This is a genomic window from Halomonas profundus (assembly GCF_020865425.1).
Classification (GTDB): Bacteria; Pseudomonadota; Gammaproteobacteria; order Pseudomonadales; family Halomonadaceae; genus Vreelandella; species Vreelandella titanicae.
Genome location: NZ_CP086344.1, coordinates 3,042,528 through 3,060,427 on the forward strand (window position 1 = coordinate 3,042,528; position 17,900 = coordinate 3,060,427).

General features: G+C 56.6%; 15 protein-coding genes. 7 read left to right on the top strand and 8 right to left on the bottom strand.

Annotation, left to right across the window (positions count from 1 at the left end; translation table 11 throughout):
- Window positions 1–23 precede the first annotated feature (23 nt).
- Window positions 24–485, top strand: a complete 462-nt coding sequence (locus LMS44_RS13855; protein WP_022522999.1) for a DUF2231 domain-containing protein — start codon at window positions 24–26, stop codon at window positions 483–485.
- 25 nt (window positions 486–510) lie between these two features.
- Here LMS44_RS13855 and LMS44_RS13860 read toward each other — a convergent pair whose 3' ends face one another.
- From LMS44_RS13860 to LMS44_RS13895, 8 genes are all read right to left on the bottom strand, one after another.
- The gene (locus tag LMS44_RS13860) at window positions 511–936 is read right to left on the bottom strand and encodes a CopD family protein (RefSeq protein WP_022522998.1); all 426 of its coding nucleotides are present in this window, start codon (window positions 934–936) and stop codon (window positions 511–513) included.
- A 78-nt stretch (window positions 937–1,014) separates the two neighbouring features.
- Window positions 1,015–1,875, bottom strand: coding sequence for a DUF2797 domain-containing protein (locus LMS44_RS13865; protein WP_476488296.1), 861 nt, complete (start codon window positions 1,873–1,875; stop codon window positions 1,015–1,017).
- On the bottom strand, window positions 1,859–2,143 hold the full coding sequence (locus LMS44_RS13870) for a YeaC family protein (RefSeq protein ID WP_022522996.1): 285 nt from the start codon (window positions 2,141–2,143) through the stop codon (window positions 1,859–1,861). The genes LMS44_RS13865 and LMS44_RS13870 overlap by 17 nt, the downstream gene beginning before the upstream one ends.
- A gap of 10 nt (window positions 2,144–2,153) precedes the next feature.
- Complete coding sequence (locus LMS44_RS13875; RefSeq protein WP_476488297.1) at window positions 2,154–3,005, bottom strand: rhomboid family intramembrane serine protease; 852 nt, start codon at window positions 3,003–3,005, stop codon at window positions 2,154–2,156.
- 240 nt (window positions 3,006–3,245) lie between these two features.
- Window positions 3,246–4,232, bottom strand: a complete 987-nt coding sequence (locus LMS44_RS13880) for a metallophosphoesterase (protein WP_027958679.1) — start codon at window positions 4,230–4,232, stop codon at window positions 3,246–3,248.
- Between the two features lie 2 nt (window positions 4,233–4,234).
- Entirely contained in the window at window positions 4,235–5,170 is a 936-nt protein-coding gene (locus LMS44_RS13885) for an NAD(+) kinase (RefSeq protein ID WP_027958678.1), read from the bottom strand.
- A 63-nt stretch (window positions 5,171–5,233) separates the two neighbouring features.
- The gene (locus LMS44_RS13890) at window positions 5,234–6,103 is read right to left on the bottom strand and encodes a carboxylate/amino acid/amine transporter (RefSeq protein ID WP_022522995.1); all 870 of its coding nucleotides are present in this window, start codon (window positions 6,101–6,103) and stop codon (window positions 5,234–5,236) included.
- Window positions 6,104–6,191: 88 nt separating this feature from the next.
- Window positions 6,192–6,731 carry a YqaE/Pmp3 family membrane protein gene (locus LMS44_RS13895; protein ID WP_498945425.1) on the bottom strand — a complete coding sequence of 180 codons (540 nt, stop codon included), beginning with the start codon at window positions 6,729–6,731 and terminating at the stop codon, window positions 6,192–6,194.
- 241 nt (window positions 6,732–6,972) lie between these two features.
- Here LMS44_RS13895 and LMS44_RS13900 point away from each other — a divergent pair, with 241 nt between their 5' ends.
- The 6 genes from LMS44_RS13900 to putA (LMS44_RS13925) all read left to right on the top strand — a co-directional run bounded on the left by LMS44_RS13900 (window position 6,973) and on the right by putA (LMS44_RS13925) (window position 17,791).
- Window positions 6,973–7,380 carry a CBS domain-containing protein gene (locus tag LMS44_RS13900; RefSeq protein ID WP_022522993.1) on the top strand — a complete coding sequence of 136 codons (408 nt, stop codon included), beginning with the start codon at window positions 6,973–6,975 and terminating at the stop codon, window positions 7,378–7,380.
- Between the two features lie 269 nt (window positions 7,381–7,649).
- Window positions 7,650–8,009: a hypothetical protein gene (locus tag LMS44_RS13905; protein WP_022522992.1), complete on the top strand. Its 360-nt coding sequence runs from the start codon at window positions 7,650–7,652 to the stop codon at window positions 8,007–8,009.
- A 60-nt stretch (window positions 8,010–8,069) separates the two neighbouring features.
- Entirely contained in the window at window positions 8,070–8,891 is an 822-nt protein-coding gene (locus tag LMS44_RS13910; RefSeq protein WP_039859210.1) for an AraC family transcriptional regulator, read from the top strand.
- A 162-nt stretch (window positions 8,892–9,053) separates the two neighbouring features.
- Window positions 9,054–12,245 (top strand): bifunctional proline dehydrogenase/L-glutamate gamma-semialdehyde dehydrogenase PutA, encoded by a 3,192-nt coding sequence (gene putA / locus LMS44_RS13915; RefSeq protein ID WP_498945428.1) that lies wholly within the window; start codon window positions 9,054–9,056, stop codon window positions 12,243–12,245.
- A 251-nt stretch (window positions 12,246–12,496) separates the two neighbouring features.
- Window positions 12,497–13,990: a sodium/proline symporter PutP gene (putP, locus tag LMS44_RS13920; RefSeq protein ID WP_009287104.1), complete on the top strand. Its 1,494-nt coding sequence runs from the start codon at window positions 12,497–12,499 to the stop codon at window positions 13,988–13,990.
- A 144-nt stretch (window positions 13,991–14,134) separates the two neighbouring features.
- The gene (gene putA / locus LMS44_RS13925; protein WP_233974541.1) at window positions 14,135–17,791 is read left to right on the top strand and encodes a bifunctional proline dehydrogenase/L-glutamate gamma-semialdehyde dehydrogenase PutA; all 3,657 of its coding nucleotides are present in this window, start codon (window positions 14,135–14,137) and stop codon (window positions 17,789–17,791) included.
- Window positions 17,792–17,900 lie beyond the last annotated feature (109 nt).

The following is a 17,900-nucleotide window of genomic DNA, read 5'->3' on the forward strand; positions in this document are numbered from 1 at the left end:
TTTTCTGCCCACAGGAAGTGATCATGGCAAAGCCTCGCCAGCGCTCGATTAAAAGCCACGCATCTCTCGCCGGCCATCCGCTTCATCCCGTGATGATTCACTTTCCCGTCGCGGCCCTGATGGCGCTGGTGGCAAGCGATATCGGTTTCCTGCTTAGCGGCGACCCATTCTGGTTGCGCGCCAGCTTGTGGCTGGCCGGTGTCGGCGCATTTGGCGGTTGGATTGCCAGCACGGCAGGCATTATTGACCTGGTCACTGTGCCGCGCATTCGCCGCCTGATTACCGGCTGGAGCCACGCTATCGTCGCGGTGGTGATGCTCTCGTTGGCGTCGCTGAACTGGCTGCTGCGCTTCAACGACCCGAGCGCGATTTTGCCTTGGGGGCTGGCCGTATCGTTGCTCACCGCCGCGTTGATCGCTTTGGCAGGCTGGCTGGGTGGGCAGTTGGTGTATGAGCACGCCGTGGGGGTCGACGTTGAGGATTAAAACTAAGCTGTTAAAAGACACGGCGTTAGCTCCAATCCAGTGGCTTAGCTAACACAAGCCCCAGCACACCTATAATGCCCGCTAACGCAACACATAGCGCCGTCCAGTTGGCGGGTTTTACCCAGCGGTAGTGGCCCATCTCAAGGCGCAAGATTAACCAGCCAAAGCTGCCATGAGCGGCGACCATGGCCACTACGGCACCCAGCTTTAAGATCAGCCAGCCGCCCAACACACCATGGATGAGAAATAGCAGCGTGCCCGAGGCAATAGCCACTAAAGCGGCCGGGGTAGCGACTGAGTTATAAAAAAACCGCGGCATGGGCGGTGTGCCCTGAGCGAAGCCCGCGTCTTTGCGAAGCTGCAGTGCTTGGCTAAGCAAGGCGGGCAGATAAAGCAGTGAGCCGCACCAGATCACTAGCGCGGCAATGTGAAGCAGTTTAAGCCAAGGCATCGGGGCTTCCTTGCGTTGCGTAAGGCGGGGGCAGATCACCCCTAACCTTAGTCAAAGCACCCCTTTATGGCTAGCCGTTCAACTTACCTGGATCTCATAACCAGTGAATTTGCGGATATTAATGACCCCACTATCAAGGATCAAATACTGCCCTTTGACGCCTTGCAGCACGCCTTCTACCAGCGGCTGTTTATCAAAGTTATGCGACACCACTTTTTTGGGAAAAACGCTGACGGGGTAGTGAAAATGTTGCGCTGGCTGTTCCAACAAGCGAATGGCGTCCGCACCATGGGTTTCGCGCAGTTGGTGCAACCCATCGGCTAGCAGGGTTAGCAAACGGTCACGCTCGGCACTTAAATCCATGGTTTCGACGTCGCCCTTGAGCATCGCACGCCAATTGGTGCGGTCGGCCACCTGCTCTTTAAACAGCATTTCGACAAAACCGGACTGCTGACGAGTATCCACTTCAAGAATCGGCAGCGCCTGGATCGCGCCTTGATCCAGCCAGCGGGTAGGCATTTGGGTTTTGCGAGTGATGCCGACTTTAAGCCCCGACGAGTTAGCCAAATAGACGATATGGGGCTGGAAGCAGTGCCGCTCGCCCCACTCCGGCTCACGGCAAGTGCCTTGGAAAAAGTGGCAGGTTTCCGGCTTCATAATGCAGGTATCGCACTGGGCTAGCCGCTTGAAGCAGGGGTAACAGTGGCCTTGGGCAAAGCTCTTCTTGGTTGCTCGCCCGCAGTGGGTACAGGCAATTGCTCCCGTCCACCGCAAACTAAGCGGCTCGCCAATACGCTCGTTAAGCGGAACACGGTGCTCACCCGCGCGTAAGTGGTAAACCACCGGTTGGTCTTGGCGGCCAGGTAGCGCTGCCGCCATTTTGCTTAAACAGCCCTGTACTGAAAAGCCCGGTACTGCCGCTTCAATCACGCGTGGCATCCCGTGCCAAACCCGCCATTTCAGGCGTTACGCCAGCACCGCTAGCCGCTGCACCGCAGGTACGCTGCTCTAAATACCCTACGCGACTCTCTTCCGGCACGTTGTTCTCCACCTCAAAGCGCATGACGGCTTCCAAGCAGAGTTCGGTCTGTTCCGGCGTTAAGCGGCGACCGTCGGGCCATTTGCGCAGCGATACCGCCTGTTTAAGGCTTTCATAAATCGCTGGGGTCATCTGGTTGATCATTTTTTCGAACGTCATTTCGCTCATTGCAGGCCTCTTAACGGTTTTTCAAACGGCGGGATGAATAATACCAGCCTGTGACAAGCCCCACGAGTAGACCGCCCAAATGTGCTTCATTAGCGACATTGCCAAAACCAACGCTGCCCGCCATATCAGTCATGGTGAACACCATCCAGCCGAGCATAAAGACCACCAGCATTTGCGGTACAAAGAAACCACTTTTGGGAACCCGGCGTGACATCAACCACACGTGAGCCAGTAAGGCATATACCACCCCGGACATGCCGCCGAATAGCACGGTGCCGGTCGCGTACTGCGCCACATTCGCGCCAACGCCCGCCACAATCAGCAGCAGTAACATGGTACGGCTGCCTTGGAGTGCTTCAATCTGACGTCCGAAGTACCACACCCACATCAGGTTAAATATTAAATGCATCCAGCCAAAGTGCAGAAAAGCAGGCGATAAAAAGCGCCATACTTGTCCTGACGTAAGCGTTTGAGACAGATTACCGAAGACCAGCTCACCCCCTGAAATACCTATCGGCACGATGGTTAGAGTGACAATCAACTGGTCACCAAAAACACCAATCAGGGCAAATACCACCAGACTAATGACAATCATCAGCGCCGTTACCGGCACTTGCTTTAACGATGCCAAGAAGTTGGTCATGGTGCGCGGGCGCTGAGCAGCCTGATGAAGCACCAGGGGTTCGCCCCGCTGCCAGCGCTCTAGCAGTGCTTTAAGTTCGCCAAGCTGGCGTGGGTCGGCTATCCATAGCAGTTGGCCGTCCGCTTCATCGGTAATGCGGTGACCAATGCGGTGGCGCCAGAGTGCTTGGCGAAGTTCACTGGTATCCGCGTGATCGGGCAGAAGCATCACTGGATGCATGACATCCCTCTAATCAAAGCGCTTGCGGCATGCTGACCGCAGCGGGTAGCTATTGAAGACAACTACTGAATGAACCACACGGTTGCCAACAAACAGGCAAAAAAAACCGGCGGTGGGAACCGCCGGAGAATAAAAGCAAGGGATCATTCAAGGGAACACTTACTCAGATGGCCGGCGGCAGGGTTAGTTCAGCCGTTTTGAAAAAAATATGTAATTTTATGTAATAAAATGAAACAACTGTTAATCAAAGTCGATTTCCCAGGGTTTGGGCAGCGCCCTTTCCTCTTTTGGTACCTTAATCCACACAAAATGGTCGGCATTTAATACTCTCTCACCACTCCAGCGATAAGCCACTAAACGCCCATATTTCACGGCACTGTAATCTAGGCAGGCAATATTATGTGTCGGCAGTGCCGGTATGCCTTCACACCAGTAGTGGCCGATAAACAGCGGCGGCTGCTCTGGCCCGTAGTAGCTAAGTTTCTGGCGCTCTTCGTGGGTCAATGCGCGCGTTTCAAGGTCGCCGGGCAAGTTATCCGGTTGAAAGACGACATCACCCCACTGCTGAGGTGCCTGGGCCCAAAAGTGGGCGCGAAAGCTTTGTCTTGTAAAGCCATCGCCAGAGTGTATCGCAATACCTTTGGGTAGTGAGACATGAGGGCCCCGGGTGAGGCGGTCTAAAATTCGAAACGCCTGGGTTTTGGAGTTGGTGGACTCAATCAGAAACTGTGTGTCCATGCAGTAATCAGGGCGGCGCTGTTTCAGCTCTTCAATCAGCGCCTCATCCCAGCAGGCATGCACCACGCGGATACCATCGATTTCCAAGCACAAAGGGATGGTTTTAAACCACGCCAGGGTGTCTTCCCACTCGTTGGTGTAGTCGCGATACTGCTCTAGGGTGTCCTGAATAATACGATTATGCCGCGGCGTATGTTCGCGCAACCAGCGTTTGTGGCTACCTGCAGGCCCAGGATGGGTATACGCCAGGGCGTTATACTCGTGATTACCCATGACGATATACGCTTCGCCCTGCTCGACCATTCGCCGGGCAATGGTCACTGCCAGGCGAATTCTCGGGCCACGATCAATCAAATCACCGAGGAAAATCACTTTGCGACGCGGGTGGCGATAGACGCCGTTGCGCTGGTGGTAACCCAATTTTTCCAGTAGTGAGGCCAGCGTAGCACCGCAGCCGTGGACATCGCCAATGAGGTCGTATCCCTCCATACTCAATCCCCCAACCGATGGCTCCAGCCTAATTTGCTGCGCAGCACTTCGTAAAAATTATGCCCGATGGGGTGCACCAGCTGGATACGCTCAGGCTTGCGGGTAATCACCAGCACATCGTTGGGCTTGGCTACCGCGCGAGTTTGTCCATCGCAGCTGATATGCGGGTAGGACTGGTTGGTTTCGCCAATGTGAATACGTATTTCACTAGCGGCATCGATCACAATGGGGCGACTCGACAGCGTATGCGGGAACATCGGCACCAGCGTCACAACATCCAGTTTGGGGTGCATGATCGGCCCGCCGCCAGAGAGCGCATAGGCCGTAGAACCGGTGGGAGTGGCAACGATCAAGCCATCGCTGCGCTGGCTATACACAAACTGACCATCGATAAACAGCTCAAACTCTATCATGCGCACCGCTTTACCGGGGTGCAGCACGACTTCGTTCAAGGCATCGCCATTACCTACGGCAACGCCATTACGGTAGAGCACAGTATCGAGCAAAAAACGCTGTTCAACCTCAAACTCCCCCGCCAGCACTTCACTGACGCGGGTTTCCAACTCATCTGGGGAGATATCGGTAAGAAACCCCAAGCGGCCCCGATTAACGCCTAAAATCAGCGTACCGCTGCGGCATAGCGCACGCGCCGCGCCCAATAGACTGCCATCGCCCCCTACCACAATCACCAAGTCACACAGCTCGCCCAGCATGCGGCGGCTGGCTTCCGGCTGACCATGGTGCGGTATGACAGTAGCGGTGCGATCTTCCACTAATACCGAGTAGTCATGGGCGACTAGGTAGGTTACCAACCGCTGAAGGGAGTCGACCACTTTGTCACTCCCCAGCCGACCAATCAGCCCAATAGTTTTAAAGGTTCTGCTTGATGGATCGCTGGAGGGCGCTGACTTAGCGTCTGCTGATAAGGTGTTGCTCATGGGCCGACTCTCGCTAACATAAGTCGCCATTATGGGGACACCTCAGCTATCGGGCAAATAGGCTTAGCTAACGGCTACCTGACGACGCTGGCACCACCAGTGATTGAGCCATAGGGAGGCGGCCATGATAAGTGCCCCCAACAGCAAACGCGGAATATCCGCATCGCGGTTCCAAATCACTAGATTGACGATTAGCCCCGCCGGCACCAGCGCATTATTCATAATCGCTAAAGTGCCTGCATCTACTTTGGTGGCGCCCTGGTTCCAGGCAAAATAGCCCACGCCAGAAGCCACTAGCCCCAACCATGCGAGCACGCCCCACTGTAGTGACGTGGTAGGCAGTGCTGCGCTGTTACCAAAGAGTAAATAAGCAGGCAGGGCCACGACCATCGCGCCAATAAAGAACCAACCAAACACGTTGTGCCACGCCAGGGTAGGTGGCAAATCAGCGGCTAAACGGCGATAGCCTACCTGACCAAGCGCGAAACAGAGGTTGGCCCCCTGCACAACTAAAAAGCCTGCCCAGAAACCGCTATCAACGCCGTCATAGCGAATCACCCCCGCCCCAACGACGGCGAGCAGTGCAGTCACGATATAAATCGGCGTAAAACGCCCAAACAGCAGATCATCCAGTAGCGCGATATAAATAGGCGTGAAGATAGTAAACAGCAGCACTTCAGGTACCGACAGCAGCAGAAAGGATTGATAGAAGAAGGTGTACATTACTCCCAGCTGTATAGCACCTAAGCCCATAAGCGCCAGCCGGTGCTTACCCCGCAGAAGGCTGGGTCTTAAAAAAGGCAGGAAGACCAGGGTAGCAAGCGTTACCCGCAAAAGTACTGCAAAGTAGCTGTCGACCTGGCCCGCCAAGTAGACGCCTATCAGCGAAAATGAGAACGCCCATAGCGCCGTGACGCCTATCAAATAACCCATCGTAAACCCCGACTTGTAAATTAGTTTACCGGGATTATACGCACCTAGATCAGGCTGCCAAGTAGTTAACGTCTGCAAGGGTCTTTAGTTAACGCTGCTGCAACCACCAAAAAGCATACACGACACCGGGCAGCCAGCCCGCTAGGGTTAGCAACACAGCTACCCCTACTCGCTTACGACCACCATCAGTTAGCCCTACCGCCAGCGGCGGCAATAGTAACGCAAGAGCATAGTAGGCGAATTTTAACGCTCCAGGCTCCGGGACAGTTTGTTCCGCTTGCTCTAAGGGCGTCGCTTTAGGCGGCGTGGCTTTGGCAGACGCGGCTTCAGGCGTCGGAGTGAAGTGCTCCACTGAGCTGGAGGCTGGTTCAGCCGCGGCCTTAGCTGCCCGCTCCTGGGCAAGTCGGTGGGCTTCTTTATCAATTTTTTGCTCTAGGGTTTCAGCCCCTTCTGCCAGGTCATCGTGATAACGCTCCCAATCCTCCCAGTCGTGAGGCGTCCCCGATTTTGGCCGCTGGTGACCGGAACCCCGCGCACGCTCCCAGGCCTTCTCTTCCAAGGTATTTGGCCGGTCAGGGTCGCGGTCGAGCCCTACCCCTTTGCGGTTTAAGTACTCACGTGCATCCATGAGTAGCTCCTTATTTCGTTAACTTGCAGGTCATTTGAGCAGTTAGAAAATTAACAGCTTAGAAAATTCAGTACTTATAGCGTTGAAAAAACACGGCTTGCAGTTAGAACACAGCGGCTTAAATCGCCTACAGTGAAAGTGTTGAAGCTACTTTAGCACTTAGCGACGACTTATCAGTTCGCATAATTTGCGATACCCGATTTGCCATAGCGCTGAATACGATGAGCGAGGAGCGCCCACCATGAATAGAGCAACCCCTAGCATCGTCCGCGATATCATGTCCCGTGATTGCTACCGCGTTTCACCCAACGCCTCGATAACAACCTTGGCCAAGGGGCTGGCACTGCATCGCCTGCCTGGCGCACCGGTTGTGGATGAGAGTGATCGTTTAATCGGCTTTATTTCGGAGCAGGATGTCATGGGACGTGTGCTGGACAGCATTTATCATGACGATGAAGCGCCCCTGGTGAAAGAGATGATGCGCCACGAAGTGCTCAGCGTCTCTCCCAATAAAAGCATTACCGACCTAGCCCAGGAGATGCTAGGCCCTAAACCCAAAGTCTACCCAGTAGTGGAACAGCAGCGTCTAATAGGAATTGTGACACGACGTGATATCCTGGTAGCGCTGCTGGCTATACGTCGCCACTAGCAGAGTGCTTAACGGTTTCAAATCAGGTGTCGAAGAACAGTTGAGCTTTAGACAAAAAAAAGCCGCTACTCAAGAAGTAGCGGAAGCAAGGGATCAAAACAAAGAGCCAGGACAACAACTTTAGCGACTGCTATCGTGATGCTGCCTGTACATACTCAGACACGCTATGAAGTAAAAGTTCGCAAAAAAGTAAAATTTTCGACCCTAGCGGCGCCAAGCGTATAATAACGTAGCTATTTATTAACGGACGACGCCCAGGAGCAGAGCGAATGGCGCTGTATTTATTAGTGTTTGGAGTCTGCTTACTCGTGATTGGTGCGGTAATGCTGGTGCTGATGACGTCAAGCACTCCACGCTACCGCACGGAGCCCAAAGATTTACTGGCGCTGTTTGATAAAGCGCTCAGCAGCCAAGTGAGCGAAACCGAGTGGAACGCGATAATCGGTTACCCTATTCGGCACAACGAGTACTTGGACGGCATCAGACGCCGTGCCGCACACCTGATGGAACAGCACGGCCGCCGTTGGATGGTTGCCCAGGGCAAGCCGTTGCTCAATCAAGAGGGACAGGCAGAGCTTCAGGCCCTTCGCGACCATTTATCCGCCCACACTGCCCTTCGCCAGCAGTAGCTGTTGTGTTTTGAAGGCGTATTGCGGTTCAGGAGACCTAATGCAATTCAGGAGAACTGCATGCCCAGTACCATTCGACAAATACCGCTAGCTAGCGCTACACATCACCACACACATGATTTTCATCAGATTGTGATTACGCTATGCGGCTCTTCAGAATTTGAAATTGAAGGCTTGGGTGGGCGAGTAAATGCATTCTCGGGCTGTATCGTGCCCGCTAACCACGAGCACTACTACTCAGGTTACGGCCATAACCGGCAGTTAATTTTCGATCTTCCCGAAGACGCCCCTGCGCTAACCGGTGAGAACCGCGAACTGGTAGCACTATTCGATGCCCCACGCTTTTTTGGCCTGGATAACGCACTACGCCACTACCTAGCGTTTATGCAGAGCGAACTTGCTCAAGGGTTGGATACATCGACAAACTCCTTTCAGCAAGACCGTTTAGCCGCCACGCTTTTGGGTTCACTAAAAGCGCGCCTAGGTACTACCGCCAACAGTACGCAGCAGCGCTTGGATTTGACGCGTATTAACCGCTTTATTCGTCAACATCTCGCCGAAGACCTGCGCGTCGCCGATTTAGCGCGGCTAGCTTGTCTAAGCGAAGCGCATTTTTCCGACTGCTTCCGCGCTCAAACGGGGCTTTCGCCCTGGCAGTACGTCAAGCGCCAACGTCTACATGCGGCCCGTCAACTGATCCTGCAAAGCCGCTTGCCCCTCACCGATATTGCGATTCAAACCGGCTTTGCCAACCAAAGCGCGCTCTCTCATGCATTTCGCCGCAGTTACGGATTATCGCCGCGGAAATTACGCCAGACAGATGTACCACCGATCTCGATTAACCCATCAAACGCTGCTTTAGGGTCAGTAGCAGGCCAGTAAAAACTCTACTAAAGTCGTATAAAGGCTACTCTTGCCGCGGAATTGACACGTTTTGCCCTGAAATCAACATACACCAAAGGTAGCTGCACTCTACATTCGCTTATTTGCTTGGGCGAAATGCCCTGTTACCCATTTGTTCTGTTCAGACTTTCGGGGGCTTCAATGCTCAATGCCAACCACATGCGTGACCCTGCCATCTGGCAAACCGATCTCGACACCCTCATGGCGCGCGTTAGCGACCACTACCTAGTGGACGAAAATAGTTACGTCAGTGAACTGATCGAGGTGCTGAATGCCAACCGCGAAGATTTCGCCCGCATTGAAGCCAATACCGCTGCGCTGGTTGAGGACGTCCGTAAGATGGACACGGCTGTCGATACCATCGACGAACTGTTACAGCAGTACAGCCTGGATACCCATGAAGGCCTGATGCTGATGTGCCTTGCGGAAGCTATGCTGCGCATCCCCGATAAAGCCACCGCCGACGCCTTGATCGAGGACAAACTCGGCCCCGCCGATTGGCAGTCTCACCTAGGTAAGAGCGAATCCTGGATGGTCAATGCCTCTACCTGGGGCTTATTGATGACTGGACGTGTGCTGAAAATGGATCACCCTAAGGAGGGTCAGCCCGCCAGCTTTATTAATCGCATGGTCAATCGCATGGGCGAGCCGGTTATTCGCCGCGCCATGTACGAAGCGATGAAGATCATGGGCAAGCAGTTTGTGCTGGGCCGCGATATCAATGAAGCCCTCAAGCGCTCCAAGCCACTGTTCAATAAAGGCTACACCTACTCTTACGATATGCTGGGTGAAGCTGCGCGCACCCAGGACGACGCGCAGCGCTATTTTGACGACTACGCACGCGCGATCGAACAAGTGGGAAAAACCTGCAAAACCTTAAGCGATAAGACCCCGGCGCCGTCGGTCTCCATCAAGCTCTCTGCGCTCCACCCCCGTTATGAGTTTGGCCGCCGCGAGCAGGTGCTAGCCGAGCTGGTCGACACCGTTATCAAGCTAGTGAGCAAGGCGCGCGAGCTGGATGTGGCCGTTACGATTGACGCTGAAGAGGTTGATCGCCTTGAGATTTCCCTAGAGGTCTTCCGCGCGGTTTACGAAAGCGCAGCCGCCAAAGGCTGGGGGCACTTTGGCTTGGTCGTCCAGGCTTACTCCAAGCGCGCCCTGCCGGTGCTGCACTACATCAATCGTTTGGCCGACCAGCAGGGGGATGAGATTCCGCTACGCTTGGTCAAAGGCGCCTATTGGGATACTGAAATCAAAGAGTCCCAGCAGCTCGGGGTTGACGGCTACCCAGTGTTTACCCGTAAAGCGGGCACCGATGTTGCCTACCTCGCCTGTGCACAGTTCCTGCTTTCTAACGATACCCGTGGGCGTATTTTCCCGCAGTTCGCGACCCACAACGCTCACACGGTGACGACGATTCTGGAGTTCGCCAACCGCGACAGCCGTCCGTTCGAATTTCAACGCCTACACGGCATGGGTGAAGCCCTTTATGACGCCGCGCTTGAGCGCGCACCGAAAGGCACCTACTGCCGCATTTATGCCCCGGTGGGAGCACATAAAGACCTACTGCCCTACCTGGTTCGTCGCCTGCTTGAGAACGGTGCCAACTCATCGTTTGTTCACCAGTTGGTCGACCCGGATGTACCGGTCAAGTCACTGTGTCAGCACCCGATTGAGACCCTGCGCCAGCAGAAAAACCTGGCCAATGCGAACATTCCACTGCCCAAGGATATTTACGGCCCTAAACGACGCAACTCTCGCGGGGTCAACCTGAACATTCGCAGCCACTACTACCCGCTGATGGAGAAGATGGCCGCGTTTATGGACAAGCAGTACCCGGCCAAGCCGCTGCTGGCCTTTGAAGTCGCCGACGACGCCGCTAACACCCATAACGTCACCAGCCCTTATGACCGCCGCAAAACCGTGGGCAACGTGCAGTGGACCAGCAAAGAGCAGGCAACCCAGGCCCTGGATGCTGCCTGGGCCGCCTTCCCACGCTGGGATGCCACGCCCGTGGCCGAACGCGCCGCTATCGTGCGTCGCCTGGGCGATTTGATGGAAGAGCATATGGCGGAATTGATGGCGCTCTGCTCCCGGGAAGGCGGCAAATTACTGACCGATGGCGTCGATGAGATCAGAGAAGCCGTCGACTTCTGCCGCTTCTATGCCATGCGCGCAGAAGAGGACTTTGGCGAAGCGATTGTGCTGCCCGGCCCCACCGGCGAATCCAACCGCTTGATGATGGGCGGCAAAGGCGTATTCGCGGCGATTAGCCCCTGGAACTTTCCAGTGGCAATTTTCTGTGGCCAGGTAGTGGCCGCGGCAGTGGCGGGTAACACCGTACTGGCCAAACCGGCGGAGCAGACCTCCATTATTGCCCACCGGGTCATAGAGCTGCTCTACGAAGCCGGTATGCCCCGGGATGTGGTTCAGCTACTGCCCGGCGATGGCCCGACGGTAGGCAGCGTGTTGACCTCCGACTCGCGGATTACCGGCGTGGTCTTTACGGGTGGCACTGACACCGCACAAATTATCAACCGCGCCCTGGCGGCAAGGGAGAACGCCCCGCTGCCCACGTTAATCGCCGAAACCGGCGGCATGAACGCCATGATTGTCGACTCCACTGCCCTGCCCGAGCAGGTCGTGGTGGATGTGGTTCAGTCAGCCTTCCAGAGCGCCGGCCAGCGCTGTTCGGCACTGCGCGTACTGTATCTGCAAGACGATGTTGCCGACCGAGTGATCGAGATTCTCAAAGGCGCCATGAACGAGCTACACATTGGCGACCCCCGCGAACTGGGAACCGATGTTGGTCCTGTCATCGACGAAGACGCCCGCAAAGGCCTGCTGGAGCATATCGAAAAACTTAAGGCTGAAAATCGCCTTGTCGCTGAAACGCCAATGGCCGCTGAGCATACCCAGGAGGGTACTTTCGTAGCCCCCGTCGCTTTCACTATCGACAGCATCGATGCGCTGACCCGCGAGCAGTTCGGGCCAGTCCTGCATATCGTGCGCTACAAATCTAGCCAGCTTGATAAGGTCATCAACGACATCAACGGTCGCAACTACGGCCTGACGTTTGGCGTGCACAGCCGCAACGAATCGTTTGCCGCTGAAGTCGCCCAAAAAATGCGCGTGGGTAACGTGTACATCAACCGTAATATCATCGGTGCCGTGGTGGGCGTGCAGCCGTTTGGTGGTCAAGGCCTTTCAGGCACTGGCCCAAAAGCCGGTGGCCCTCACTATCTGCAGCGCTTTGTCACCGAGAAAACGATTACGAATAACACCGCCGCCTTAGGCGGGAATGCGTCGCTGTTGGCGCTAGGCGATGAGTGAGCTACTCATCAACATCACTAACCTGAACTCCTGAACAGGAAACTATCTCATGGTCGAAAATAATATAGGGATCGTTACATACAAAGGCACCACAGACCTTTCTGTCTTCATCTATAGCGGGCTCACCAGGGCCAATAACATGGATATGAAAAGGGGCTAACAACAACAAGACTGCGCCACTACCGTACTCTTCTCGGTATGCGCACTAACCTGTCGGAGCTAGCTCCGTCCTGAATAATTGGAGAAGTTACATGGCTATAGGTGTTTGGATCAGTCTCATTGCGTACTTTGCGCTAATGGTTGCCATCGGTATTTATGCGATGCGCAAATCCACCTCTTCCTCTGAAGATTACATGCTGGGTGGTCGTACCCTCAGCCCAAAAGTAGCGGCCCTGTCGGCCGGTGCGTCAGATATGAGCGGCTGGTTGCTGCTGGGCTTGCCCGGTGCAATGTTCGTCTCGGGTTTAGGCTCGGCGTGGATCGGTATTGGTTTGCTCGTGGGGGCGTTATTCAACTGGATTCTAGTCGCCCCTCGTCTACGTGAACAGACGGTTCACTACGGCAACGCGATCACCATTCCGGCTTTCCTGGCAAACCGCTTCCCAACGCGGTCAATGTCACTGCGGACAGTCTCCGCTGTCGTCATCGTGATCTTTTTCGCAGTCTATACCGCGTCAGGCCTAGTGGCAGGCGGCAAGCTGTTTGAAAGCGCGTTTACTGGCATTTACAACTTCGGCGATATGAGCAACTACGCCATGGGGGTCATGATCACCCTGGGCGTGGTGCTTATTTATACGGTTGTCGGCGGCTTCCTGGCAGTGAGCATGACGGACTTCGTGCAAGGCTGCATCATGATGCTAGCGTTGGTGATCATGCCAGCGGTGGTGCTGTTTGGCGAAGGTGGCGGCGGCTTATCGCAGGCAACACAGACCCTGAATGAAGTCGATCCCACCCTGCTTTCCTGGACGTCGGGGCTGACCTTCATCGGGTGGCTGTCGGCTGTGACCTGGGGCCTGGGTTATTTCGGCCAGCCGCACATCATTGTGCGCTTCATGGCGATCCGTACACTCAAGGATGTGCCCATTGCCCGCAACATTGGCATGGGCTGGATGCTTATCTCGCTGATTGGTGCCGTTTCTTTGGGCATCTTCGGCCGGGCCTATGCGATCCGCAACGGTATTGATGTCCAAGATCCGGAAACGATCTTTATCATCCTGGCAGATCTACTGTTCCATCCGCTGATTACCGGCTTCCTCTATGCGGCACTGCTTGCAGCGGTTATGAGCACCGTTTCAAGCCAGCTTCTGGTGGCCTCTTCGTCACTAACCGAAGACTTCTATCGCCTGTTCCTGCACAAGAACGCAACGGAAGCGCAGTGTGTCGCCGTAGGCCGTGTCTGTGTAGTACTTGTGGGCATTGTGGCAGCGGTTATTGCCTCTGACGAAAACTCCCAGGTTCTGGGGCTGGTCAGTAACGCTTGGGCAGGCTTCGGCGCCGCGTTTGGCCCGTTGATTATCTTGTCGTTGATGTGGTCACGCACCAATGGCAATGGCGCCATCGCAGGCATGGTCGTGGGTGCTCTCACCGTTATGATCTGGATCTCACTGGGCTGGAACGGTGAATTCCTGGGTGGTCCTGGCGTGTACGAGATTATTCCTGGCTTCATCGCGTCCTTCATCGCCATCATCGTAGTCAGCAATGCGACTGACGATGCCGGTGAATATCAGCATATCGAACGCAAGTAAGCGCTCAGCCACATTGAGCGTATCAAGAGGGCTCCCGCGGGAGCCCTCTTTAGGTTAGTTATTTTGTGTTGACTGCAAAAAGTATGACTACACCCTAACCGACGCAGCAACGCCTTAGTGTCGGCTAGCAAGGAGAGACCCTGTATGAACGACCATCTGCATAGCGACGTGAGTGATCTACGCTCACGCATTCGCACCAACTACGACGCCAACGAGGCAGATGTGCTGCACGGGCTGGTCGAGCGTATCAAGCTGTCGGAGGATGACCGCAAGAAGGTCGCCGCCGTTGGCGCCAACTACGTGGAGCGTGTGCGCAAGGAAAGGTCGCCCTCGATGATGGAGGCGTTCCTTGCCGAGTACGGGCTCTCGACCACTGAGGGCGTTGGCCTGATGTGTCTGGCAGAAGCGCTACTGCGCGTGCCCGATGCAGAAACCATCGACGACCTGATCCACGACAAGATCGAGCCCTCCGACTGGGGCGCCCACCTGGGTAAGTCCTCGTCATCAATGGTCAATGCCTCTACCTGGGCACTGCTGCTGACCGGTAAGGTGCTGGAAGAAGACCCCAAGGGCCCGACCCGAGCGCTGCGCGGCCTGGTGCGCCGGATGGGCGAGCCGGTGGTACGCAAGGCGGTTGGCCAGTCGATGAAGATTCTCGGCCGCCAGTTCGTGCTTGGCCAGACCATCGAAGAAGGCATGAAGAATGCCCGCGAACTGGAGAAACAGGGCTATACCTACTCCTACGACATGCTAGGCGAAGCAGCGCGCACCGATGAAGATGCCGTCCGCTATCACCAGGCTTATGCCAAGGCGATCTCCGCCATCGCCGAGCAGGCCAAGGGCGATGTACGCGGTAGCCCCGGCATTTCGGTGAAGCTCTCGGCGCTACATCCGCGTTATGAGTACACACACCGTGACACGGTGATGACAGAGCTAGTGCCACGCGCCAAGGAGTTGGTGCAGCAGGCGGCCAAGGCCAATATCGGTTTCAATATCGACGCCGAAGAGCAGGATCGGTTGGATCTCTCCCTCGACGTGATCGAGGCCCTAATGGCCGACCCCAGCCTGGACGGATGGGACGGCTTTGGGGTCGTCGTGCAAGCCTACGGGCGCCGCGCCGCGCCGATGATCGAGACACTCTACGAGCTGGCCGAGCGGTTTGACCGCAAAATCATGGTGCGGCTGGTTAAGGGCGCCTACTGGGATACCGAGATCAAGCTCTCCCAGGAGATGGGGGTCAAGACCTTCCCGGTCTTCACCCGCAAGGTCAACACCGATGTCAGCTACATGGCCTGCGCGCAAATGCTTCTCGACCGACGCGACCGCATCTACCCGCAGTTCGCGACCCACAACGCCCACACCTGCGCCGCCGTTGTAGAAATGGCGGGCGACGATAAGGACAGCTACGAGTTCCAGCGCCTGCATGGCATGGGCGAATCGCTGCACCACATCGTTAAAGAGTCAGAGGGCACGCACTGTCGCATCTACGCCCCGGTCGGCGCGCACCGCGACCTGCTGGCCTATCTGGTACGCCGCCTGCTGGAGAACGGCGCAAACTCCTCGTTCGTCAACCAGGTGGTGGATAGCTCGATTCCGCCCAGCGAGGTCTCAAAAGATCCCATTGAAGGGTTTAAGCAACTCGGCAACGACGTTTCAAGCCCGTTGATCCGCCAGCCCAGCGAGCTGTTCGAGCCCGACCGCAAGAATTCCAAGGGCTACCGCATCAACGAACCCGCTTCGATTTTGCCGCTGCTCAATGCCCGCGAAGCATTTGCCGACGCCACCTGGACCGCAGGCCCCATGCTGGTGGGCAGCCCCGCTCCCCAGGGCCCGGCGCGCGATGCCGTCTCCCCCGCCGACGGCTCTCGGGTGATCGGCAAGGTGCATGAAGCCACCCCGGAAGAGGTCGCCACTGCCCTCGACGCCGCCGAGCAAGGCTTCAAAGGGTGGTCGGCGCGCCCGGCAGCCGAACGCGCCGCGGTACTCCGACGCACCGCCGACCTCTACGAGGAACACATTGCCGAGCTGACCGTGATCGCCACCCGCGAAGCGGGCAAGATGATGTTCGATGGTATTGCCGAAGTGCGCGAAGCGGTGGATTTCCTGCGTTATTACGCCAACGAGGGCGAGCGGCTGGAAGCGGAAGAGCCCGGCAGCGCCCGCGGCATCTTCGTCTGCATCAGCCCGTGGAACTTTCCCCTGGCCATCACCACCGGACAGATCGCTGCAGCGTTAGTCGCTGGCAACGCGGTCATCGCCAAGCCCGCCGAGCAGACACCACTAATCGCCGCCCGCGCCGTCGAGCTGATGCGTGAGGCTGGCCTACCGGAAGCGGCACTACAGTTGCTTCCTGGCGACGGCCCAACGGTGGGCGGCCCGCTAACCAGCGATCCACGTATCGCTGGCGTCTGCTTCACCGGCTCGACCCCGGTGGCACAGATCATCCACAAGGCTCTGGCGGACAACGCAGGTCCCGACGCCGTACTGATCGCCGAGACCGGTGGTCTGAACTCCATGATCGTGGACTCCACAGCGCTGACCGAGCAAGCGGTGCGCGATATCCTGATCTCCTCCTTCCAGTCGGCTGGCCAGCGCTGTTCAGCGCTGCGCATGCTGTATGTTCAGGAAGAGGCCCGCGACCGGTTGCTCAACATGCTTTATGGCGCCATGGACGCGCTCACCATTGGCGACCCTTGGAATACCGATACCGACGTCTCGCCAGTGATCGACGTCGATGCACAACAAGAAATCAGCGACTACGTGGCCTCGAATGAGAAAGCTGGCAAAGTACTGAAGAAGCTGTCTGCGCCGTACACCGGTACCTTTGTGACCCCGGCGGTGATCGAGGTTGGAGGCATTGAAGATCTCGAACGTGAAATCTTCGGCCCGGTGCTGCACGTGGCCACCTTCAAGGCGCGAGATATCGACAAGGTCGTCGACGACATCAATGGCAAGGGCTACGGGCTGACCTTCGGCCTGCACACCCGCATCGACGACCGCGTGCAGCAGATCGTCGAGCGCATCCATGTCGGCAACGTCTACGTCAATCGTAATCAGATCGGCGCTATCGTTGGCTCTCAGCCGTTCGGCGGTGAAGGCCTCTCAGGTACCGGGCCTAAGGCTGGCGGCCCGCTCTACGTCAATCGCTTCCGCCGCACCGCTGAAGCCGAGTGCCACGAGACGCCGGAGGGAAAAGCCGTATCACTCGGCGACCTCCAATCGGCCATAGACGGGCTGGATGCGCGTAACTGGGCGGTACGACCCAATCGCATCGAGGTACTGCGCAAGGCGCTCTCCGGCAAAGGCGGCGTGATCCGCAAGGCACTTGCCGAAACGGCAGCGTTAGATATGACACCGCAGACCCTCCCAGGGCCGACAGGGGAAAGCAACCGCCTGGCAATGTACCCCAAGGGAGTGGTTCTGTGCCTAGGGCCGACGCTGGATATCGCCATTGCTCAAGCAGCACAGGCCCTAGGCGCGGGCTGTGCCGCTGTCGTAGTCGCATCAGGTGCCGAGCAAGCCGTGAAGCCACTGACCGATGCCGGCGCACCGGTGGCTGGGCTTGATGGAAGCGTTTCAGCCGAGACACTGAGCGAAGTCAAAGGCATTGCAGCGGTCGCCGCCGCTGGCGCCAGCGACTGGACTCGTGAACTGCGGATGGCGCTGGCCAAGCGCGACGGTGCCATCGTATCGCTCGAGACCCAGACCATCTCGCCGGATCGCTACGTGGTGGAACGCCATCTGTGCATAGACACAACCGCGGCGGGTGGCAACGCCAGCCTGCTGGCAACGGCTGAATAGGTCGGCGCTAAATGGTAGGCGCTTAGGGATCGGTGCTTAGGAGGCGAGCGACTCATTGAGCTCGCTCGCCCTCCTCCCAGACTGTCTCAGTAATCAATAGTTAGCCACT